The organism is Chitinophagales bacterium, from assembly GCA_019694975.1.
In the GTDB taxonomy this organism is placed as follows: domain Bacteria; phylum Bacteroidota; class Bacteroidia; order Chitinophagales; family UBA10324; genus JACCZZ01.
Genome location: JAIBAY010000011.1, coordinates 86,626 through 95,446, shown reverse-complemented (window position 1 = coordinate 95,446; position 8,821 = coordinate 86,626). Strand labels below are relative to the sequence as shown.

Here is an 8,821-nt window from a genome sequence, read left to right as displayed (position 1 = left end):
GTTGCCTATAATTAATATTATGTTAAGTATATAATTTTGGCATCTAATGCCATATATCCGATACTTTGCGCTGTAATTTGTTTTGTATGCTCTCCCTTTCAAAAAAAATCCCGGTCAGTAAAACTGCCGGGACTTTCAAAGTAATTAAGCCAAAATTATTGCTTGGCTGCATCAATTTCGCCTTTAATCAGCGTTAATTTTTCAGTCATATTTAATCGCGCATAGAGCTCTTTCAAAGCAATCATCGTATCCATATCCTTAGCATCCTGCCTGTGAGCGTTTTCTAAATAAGGAAGCGATTTCTTAAAGGTGGCATCTCGCTGCACTTTAAGCAAATCATATTGCTTCTGTTGATTTAAGTCAAGCTTATTCATTGTATTATTCAATTCAACCGCTTCATTGTAATACATTGCTCCCAGTCTATACTGTGCATCAAAATTGTCCGGTTCAATGGCGATGGCTTGTTCATACGTTTTCCTTGCATTGGCGGTATCGCCCTTTTGTTCATAGATATTGGCCAGTTGAATGTACAATGGAATAAACTTGGGATCTTTCTGAATTGCCAATTGAAGCTTCTTTTCGGCTTCATCAAACTTCTTGGAATACAGATAAACATTCAATTCTTGAATCATTAGACCTTTATCATTAGGATAAAGTGCCGTACCTTTTGATATAACCTGAATTGCCTGACTGGTATCACCCATACCAAGGTACATCTCGCCCATATTTGCATAAATGTCAGCGTCTGAAATGCCTTGTTCCAGCAACGATTTATAGAGCGTTTCTGCTTCTTTATATTGCTTAAGTTTTGTTGCTGCATGAGCCGCATACAATGTTGCCAGCGTATCTACATTTTTCAGATTAAATGTTTGGTTGATGTACTTGTAAACCTCAGATGATTGCTTAAAGGAGTTATATGCCTGTTGATACATCTTATCATTATATGGCTTGACTCCTTCATTGAAAGAATTGAGTGCGCATTCCTGTAATCCAGCCAGTATCTGATCTTTGTATTCATTTTTTCCACCATTGCTTACCTCCATTGATTTTTCATAAGATCTGATAGCCTCTGGTAAAGCATCAGGATTTTTCTTTCTGAAGGTGGTATCATCGTATATTGCCAGGTAAATACTTCCACGATAAAACCACGTTTTAGGCCATGTGCTCGTTTTCGGATCCAATATGGCTTGATTGATTGCAGTTTTGGCCTCTTCAAATTGCCCGTACTTAACATAATTCCAAGCACTTACCACCTGTGAAGACTGGGAAAATACAGTTCCGTAAAACACATTTATGTAGACAATTGTCCAAACAAGTTTTTTGATCATTTTCTTCATTATTTGGTTAGGTAATTAATTAGGGCTAAACATATCGCCTTGTTTCTCATTTGACCTGTTCTCGTCATCAGGTTCATTATCAATGCTCTTTTCGGCATCCATCTCAATCTTTGCAACACTCGCAATCTCGTCGTTGCTGCTAAGCTTAATTAGCCTTACGCCCTGTGTCGCTCTGCCAATCACTTTAATGTCTGATACAGACATTCTTATGGTAACGCCGGTTTTATTAATAATCATGAGATCGTCCTGATTCGTAACATTTTTTATGGTGACTAATGAGCCTGTTTTTGGGGTAATATTTAAGGTTTTCACTCCTTTTGCCCCCCTATTTGTTATGCGGTACTCATCAATATCCGTTCTTTTTCCATAACCCTTTTCCGACACAACCAGTATAGTTTGTGCATCGTCGTGCTTGTCAACACAGATCATACCAACAACTTCGTCATTATCAGCGCAATCAATACCAATCACACCAGCCGCTGTTCTTCCCATAGGTCTAACCTTCTCTTCATTGAATCGAATTGCTTTGCCTGACTTTACAGCCATAAGCACTTCTTTCCTGCCATCGGTCATTTTAACTTCCAGCAATTCATCTCCTTCACGAATCGTGATTGCATTGATGCCGGAAGCACGGGGCCGGCTGAATTCCTCAAGGGTTGTTTTTTTAATAATCCCCTTTTTGGTGCAGAAAACAAGGTAATTTGAATTCAGGAACTCCTCATTATCCATCTTTTTTACATTTATTACAGCCCTGATCTTATCATCAACAGGCAAATTAATCAGGTTCTGTACAGCCCTGCCTTTAACTGTTTTGTTGCCTTCCGGTACTTCATATACCTTCATCCAATAACACCTGCCTTTTTCCGTGAAGAAAAGTATGTAGTTATGGTTCGAAGCAATAAACAGGTGCTCAATAAAATCTTCCTCTCTCGATCCGCTGCCAATTGATCCCTTGCCACCCCGGTATTGTCTTTTATAACTTGAAAGTGTAGTCCGTTTAATATAGCCAAGATGACTAATAGTAATCACCATCTCTTCATCGGCAATCAGGTCTTCGATATTAATATCCTCAGCAGAATACACAATTTCAGAACGTCGTTCATCGCCATATTTCTTTTTCATTTCCGTCATTTCATCACGAATGATTTCCATACGAAGTTTTTCATTTGACAGAACATCCTTGTAGTATTCAATTACCTTCATTAACTCTTTGTATTCTTCTCTTATTTTATCCCGCTCAAGTCCGGTCAGGCGCTGCAGGCGCATTTCAAGTATTGCTTTAGACTGAATTTCAGATAAATTGAAATTCGCTATCAATGCCGATTGTGCTTCGTCCGGTGTTTTTGATGCACGGATCAGGGCTATAACCTCGTCTAAGTGATCAAGTGCAATCAGGAGACCTTCCAGTATGTGTGCTCTCTTTTCAGCTTCCGCCAATTCGAATTTTGTTCTTCGCACCACCACTTCGTGGCGAAAATCCACAAAAACGCTGATCATGTCTTTCAGATTCATCTGCTTCGGACGGCCACCGACAAGAGCAATATTATTTACGCTGTATGAATTCTGGAGTTGTGTGAAATTGTACAACTGATTTAATACAACATTTGGAATTGCATCTCTTTTAAGTTCAATAACCAACCGTATACCATCACGATCAGACTCATCCCTGCTTTCTGAAATACCATCAATCTGCTTTTCTAAGACCAGTTCATGAATTCTTAGATGCACCTGTGCTTTGTTAACCTGGTATGGAAATTCAGTGACTATAATCCGTTCTTTACCGTTCTTCAGTGTCTCAAATACCGTTTTAGCCCTTACAACGACCTTTCCCCTTCCGGTTAAGAGGCCCTGTTTGACACCGTCATAACCATATATAGTTCCTCCGGTAGGGAAATCCGGTGCTTTAACGTACTTAATCAGTTCTTCGACAGAAATATCCTTATTATCTATGAAGGCATTGATGCCATCAATAACTTCAGAAATATTGTGCGGCAAAATATTAGTCGCCATGCCAACAGCAATTCCAGACGAGCCGTTTACGAGGAGGTTCGGAATTCTGCTGGGCATTACGGTTGGTTCCTGCAAAGTGTCATCAAAGTTGAACTGAAAGTCAACAGTATCTTTTTCAATATCTGTCATCATGTCTTCAGCCATCTTCTCCATTCTTACTTCCGTATAACGCATTGCTGCGGGTGGATCATTGTCCAACGAGCCGAAATTTCCTTGTCCATCCACCAAAGGGTATCGCATTGACCACCATTGTGCCATCCTCACAATTGCATCATAGACGGAGGCATCTCCATGCGGATGGTATTTACCAAGTACTTCCCCTACAAGGCGTGCTGACTTCTTATAAGGCCGATTGGGGGCAAGTCCAAGTTCATTCATTGCATAGAGGATTCGCCGATGCACAGGTTTAAGTCCGTCACGCGCATCAGGAATAGCCCTGGAAACAATTACAGACATCGAATAATCGATGTACGCTGTTTTCATCTCCTCTTCAATATTTACCTGTATTATTTTCTCTCCGGTTGCCATGCTAAACTGTTAGATTTCAAATGAAAAATTTGTTGCTTTTATTGACGGTATGAAGTACAATTGTCAATGGGCGAAGTTACTAATTAAAAAGAGAGAGCATAAGGGCATTGGGAGGGCAAACAATTGGGTGTGGAAAACTAGCCTCATTTGTGGATTTCATTTGTAATGATGTCACAAACGATCAATTTTAACGGCACTTTTGAAGAATTGAGGATGCAGAATTATGGGCATTGACTTTTTTTAGAAAGAGAAATTTGAAGATTTTAAAACGTAGCCTGCTATCTTTATTGCCTATGACACCTGAGCGTAATAAGCGGATGATGGAAGTGCTTTCAAAACGGCAGTTTGATATTACCCTGGTGCTTGAAAATGTATGGGATCCGCATAATATTTCGGCTGTTCTTAGATCTTGCGATGCTGTAGGGATACAAGATGTTTACGTTATTTCACCAGGCGGTAAAAGAGAATCGAAACTTGGCAAAAAATCTTCAGCCAGTGCCAGCAAGTGGCTGACTATTCATCATTATTATGATGTGGCCGAATGCTTTGAAACAGTAAGAAAACGGTATACAAATATTTTCTCCACTCGACTGCAGCAGGATTCAACTGAACTTTATGAAATCGATTTCTGCCAGCCCATGGCGCTTGTTTTTGGAAACGAAAAAGAGGGTGTTTCTGAGCAGGCTTCCTCTTTATCAGATGGTAATTTTATCATCCCGCAAGTTGGTATGATTAAAAGTTTAAATATATCAGTAGCCTGCGCCATCACGCTTTATGAATGTTATCGCCAACGAAAGATTAGTGGCATGTATGATTTGCCGGCGAAAAATGAACAAACAAATGAACTGTATAAGGAATGGAATTCTTTTTAGAAGTTGCTGTTTGTTTTCAAAATATTTGTGGAAAATAGTAGAATGGAATATAAACTGCAGGAATTCAGTCTCACTCTCTTGAAACATCCTCCCTGCAGTTTTGCCAGATATGATATGATAAGAAATTACCTTTGCCGGAACATTGAATAGGCTGTTGATATAGTTAACAGGTGTGATAAGTATGTTGTTCAGGTAATTTAATATCCGGATCAAAGATGAGATCAATTTTGACTGCTGTCAATACTCAAAACGGGTGATTTTGAAAAAGTGAGAGAAGTTAGGATTTATACCTTGTAGATATTTTTTCGCGATTTGTTCAGTGCTTCCACTCGTGAATTTACCTGAAGCTTTTCATAAATATGACGTATATGGGTACGTATTGTATTAACAGTTACATAAAGCCTTGCAGCAATTTCCTTGATTCTGTACCCTTCAGCTAGTAAATCGAGGATTTCATTCTCTCTGACGGAAAGGATAGCAACAATGTTATTCTCAACCTGCTTCGGCAAAAACGATGCAACTACCTTTCGGGCAATGACAGGTGTCATTGGCGATCCTCCGGAAACAATATCCTTTATTGCTGAAAAAATATCATTCACTGCTGATCGCTTAAGTATATAGCCGCTAGCGCCGGCTTTAAGTGCTTCCAGTATTTTATCATCATCTTCACTGACGGTACACATCAATATTTGAATTGAAGGAAATCTCAGTTTTAGGATGCGGGTACATTCAATACCGGAAATGCCTGGCAGGTTAATATCCATAATAATTGCCTCAGGACTATCAATATCGATGTAAGCCATTGCCTCTTCTGCCTGAGCATAGGATGTGCAAATAAATTCATCATTCGAATTTAACAGAAATGTCAGACTTTCCCGAAACTCATCGTGATCTTCTATCATTACGATCTTAACGGACATATTACTTGATTTAGGGAATTTCATTCATAAATCTAAAGGATCAAAGTATAAAAGATATCATCCAAATGGATGATTCTAATTAAATGGGGCGTTAATACTTGCATTGCTTCCATTTCCCGGAGATGAAGTAATCTGAAAGTCTCCGCCGATCGCCCGCATGCGTTTGTGCATATTTATGATTCCATCTCCCGCATCCGAAATCTCTTTAATGTTGAATCCTGCACCGTTTTCACTTATTAAAATATTAATATTTCGGGAGTCAATTTTGACATCAATGACTATTTGAGTGGCTCTAGCGTGACGAATTATGTTATTCAGTGTTTCTTTAGCAACAAGAAATATGTTTCTTCTGAAAGCCGCTGAAATGTTAACACCTGGAATTAATTCAGGAAAGTTAAATACAGTGCTGATACCACTGATTTTAGAAAGATTTGTTGCATAATCACTAATGAAATGAATCAACCCTTCCAAGCTATCATTCTTTGAATTTAATGCCCAGATGATCTCATCCACTTTTGAGGACAACCCAGCCGCAAAGTCCTCGAATTTAAACATGTCGGTTTTCTCCTTAAAATTAACCGATGCTTCCTGATCGACGATTCTGGTCATGAGCAGCAGATTGCTTAAATCAGCGCCAAGGTCATCATGCATATCTGCAGCAATCCTGTTACGTTCATCAGCCAATACTTGTTCTTCAACAAGTGTGTGAAGCTGTTCCTGATAATTTCTCTTCGAGTAAAGTTTAACAGCGTAATAAATAATTGTTGAAAAGAAATACAACCAATAAATTCTAAACCACCACTGCTGCCATATGGCCGGAATGATCGTGAACTGAAAAAATGCGGGCTGACTCCAATCTGAGTTGTATTTTTTAGCTCTCAGCAGAAACGTGTAGTCACCCGGGGAAAGCGTTGAAAATGAAATTGAAGCGTTTTTGGATTCTATCCATTGCTTATCTATACCGGTAACCTTATACTGATAACTTATCTTTTCAGGTTGTACAAATGTGATAGCTATGTAATTCACATTAAAGTCTGTATTATGCAGGAACTTCATATGTTGAAGATCCGTTGTAATTCCACCGAGAGTTGCTATGGAAGTGATATAGACTGGTGGCGGTATAGATGAAAGTTGTGCTATCTCCTTATTCACAATGCAGAGGCCGGCCGATGTGGCCAAATAGATTTTGTTACCTTTTGCACAAATATCCTTTATATCATTTGATACAATTCCATCAGACGTGGTAATGGTCTTAATTCCTGATATATGGTTATTGTCATAATTAAAATAAGTAAATCCCTGGTTGGTTGCAACATAAATGATGTTTGAATCCACATATACTTTTCTGCATAAATCACCAGCTAAACCATCTGCCATAGTCAGATGATTAATGATTTTACCGTTTTTGAAAAAAAGAACGCCATTACCATTGGTAGAAAGGATAAGACTTGAATCATGAATTCCGACAATATTGGTTATTTGAGACTTAATAATGGATGCGAGTTCATTGTATTTACGAACTTGGAAACCATTGTATGATGTTAAGATATTAAATTTTTCGTACCATAGAATATTGTTCTTGTCAAAAAAAAGACAAAATACTCGACCATCTGGGTCTAAAGTTTCTGGGATATACTTTGTAAAAATACGTCGTCCGTCCTTTTTGTAAACCTTCTGAATACCTCTGAAAGATGAAAAGTAAGCATTACCATTTTGGTCAAATCCAACATACTTTGCATTGAAATTCCTCAAGCCGTTTATTGTTTCTACTTCTTCAACACTGCAAGAATCTAAAGAATTACAACTAATTAGCACCAACCCATTACTTGCTGAACACCATGCGACTTGTTCGTGGTCAAAATCAATTCGTGTTATTCTGCCCAAATGATAGTCTAAGTTGCCGATATCCAAATGAATTTTCATTGAGTCATTTGTAATTCTATAAACATTCCTTGTCCCGCTTCCAAACCAAACATTATTATGTATATCTATATTTACACTCCATATTTCTTTGTTCTGCAGAACTGAGATAGGTTCAAATACTTTGATAAATTCAGCATCATTTGATATTTTTTTTACTCCTTGTCCGACTGTACAAAACCATTTGTTGCCCTCACTATCAATAATCACAGCACCCATATATGTGCCATCTAAATATGATGTCTGATAGCTGTATTTATTGTCTTTATATGCATAATACATGGTTCTAAGATTTGAAGTAAGCAACCAAATGCCTTTTTTCCGATCAATGTACATTCTTTGTATCGTTTCATACTCTGGTATCATTGATTTGGGAATAATTATTTGTGATGTGTCATGTGTTAAACATCTTATTCCATCTTTATAACTTATCGCTACACTTTGTAAATCGATTCTGTCAGCCACAACAAATGGTATATTCTTGCCAATGTAGCAAAGAGTATCTCGTTGGATAAAGTGAAGATCATTCGCACTATACAAATATGAACCTATGACAATCATTGTTTCACTATCAACTTGTAGCGGAAAAACCAAACGACTTGAATTTGAGCTTTTTAATGTATCCAGCCTTAATACTGTACAGCTGTCTTTATTAGAAATAAATATTAATTCTTTCCCGGCAGAACCAAACCACAAATTGTGCTCCTTATCTTCAAGGAATGACATGAGCTCTAGCTTAGTTTGAATACCGCTTAAATTTTTATCATTTAATTGGCTATAAATTCTACCATTTAAAAAGTAACTTAAGGTGCCGTTTAACATCAGAAACCAAATTCTATGTTTTGAGTCTTGATATATTTTCAACACCTCATTGTCAGATAAGCCATCTTTGCTCGTAAAGTTTTGAAAATGGTTTCCATCAAACCGGCTCACGCCTGCATCTGTGCCAAACCACATATACCCTTGATGGTCTTGTAAAGCGCAGTAAACAACTTGGCTGGGTAAGCCATCATTTACAGTATAATTCTTGTAAACAGGCGTTTGTGAGTTTGCTGAGCAGCATAAAAGGAGCAATAGGAGCAGTATGATCTGGCTGATAAATAGTTTCATAATTGTCGACACTGCATTGATAATACGACTCCGAAAATTACTCCAAAAATCCATGCGAGGAATAGTTCTGATTTATTTTATCGGGTAAATGTGGATAGATGATAGCACCCCTTTTGAAGCCTCC

5 protein-coding genes are annotated in these 8,821 nt (G+C 38.0%); 1 reads left to right on the top strand and 4 read right to left on the bottom strand.

Annotated elements, in window-relative coordinates; genetic code table 11:
- Nucleotides 1-155: 155 nt before the first annotated feature.
- Nucleotides 156-1,337 (bottom strand): tetratricopeptide repeat protein, encoded by a 1,182-nt coding sequence (locus K1X61_15735; GenBank protein ID MBX7110101.1) that lies wholly within the window; start codon nucleotides 1,335-1,337, stop codon nucleotides 156-158.
- A 15-nt stretch (nucleotides 1,338-1,352) separates the two neighbouring features.
- Complete coding sequence (gene gyrA / locus K1X61_15730) at nucleotides 1,353-3,875, bottom strand: DNA gyrase subunit A (protein MBX7110100.1); 2,523 nt, start codon at nucleotides 3,873-3,875, stop codon at nucleotides 1,353-1,355.
- Nucleotides 3,876-4,168: 293 nt separating this feature from the next.
- Between gyrA and K1X61_15725 the strand changes: the two genes are divergently transcribed.
- The gene (locus K1X61_15725) at nucleotides 4,169-4,747 is read left to right on the top strand and encodes an RNA methyltransferase (GenBank protein MBX7110099.1); all 579 of its coding nucleotides are present in this window, start codon (nucleotides 4,169-4,171) and stop codon (nucleotides 4,745-4,747) included.
- A 284-nt stretch (nucleotides 4,748-5,031) separates the two neighbouring features.
- Here K1X61_15725 and K1X61_15720 read toward each other — a convergent pair whose 3' ends face one another.
- Both K1X61_15720 and K1X61_15715 read right to left on the bottom strand, forming a co-directional pair.
- The gene (locus tag K1X61_15720) at nucleotides 5,032-5,667 is read right to left on the bottom strand and encodes a response regulator transcription factor (GenBank protein MBX7110098.1); all 636 of its coding nucleotides are present in this window, start codon (nucleotides 5,665-5,667) and stop codon (nucleotides 5,032-5,034) included.
- A gap of 75 nt (nucleotides 5,668-5,742) precedes the next feature.
- Nucleotides 5,743-8,697 carry a hypothetical protein gene (locus K1X61_15715; GenBank protein ID MBX7110097.1) on the bottom strand — a complete coding sequence of 985 codons (2,955 nt, stop codon included), beginning with the start codon at nucleotides 8,695-8,697 and terminating at the stop codon, nucleotides 5,743-5,745.
- Nucleotides 8,698-8,821 lie beyond the last annotated feature (124 nt).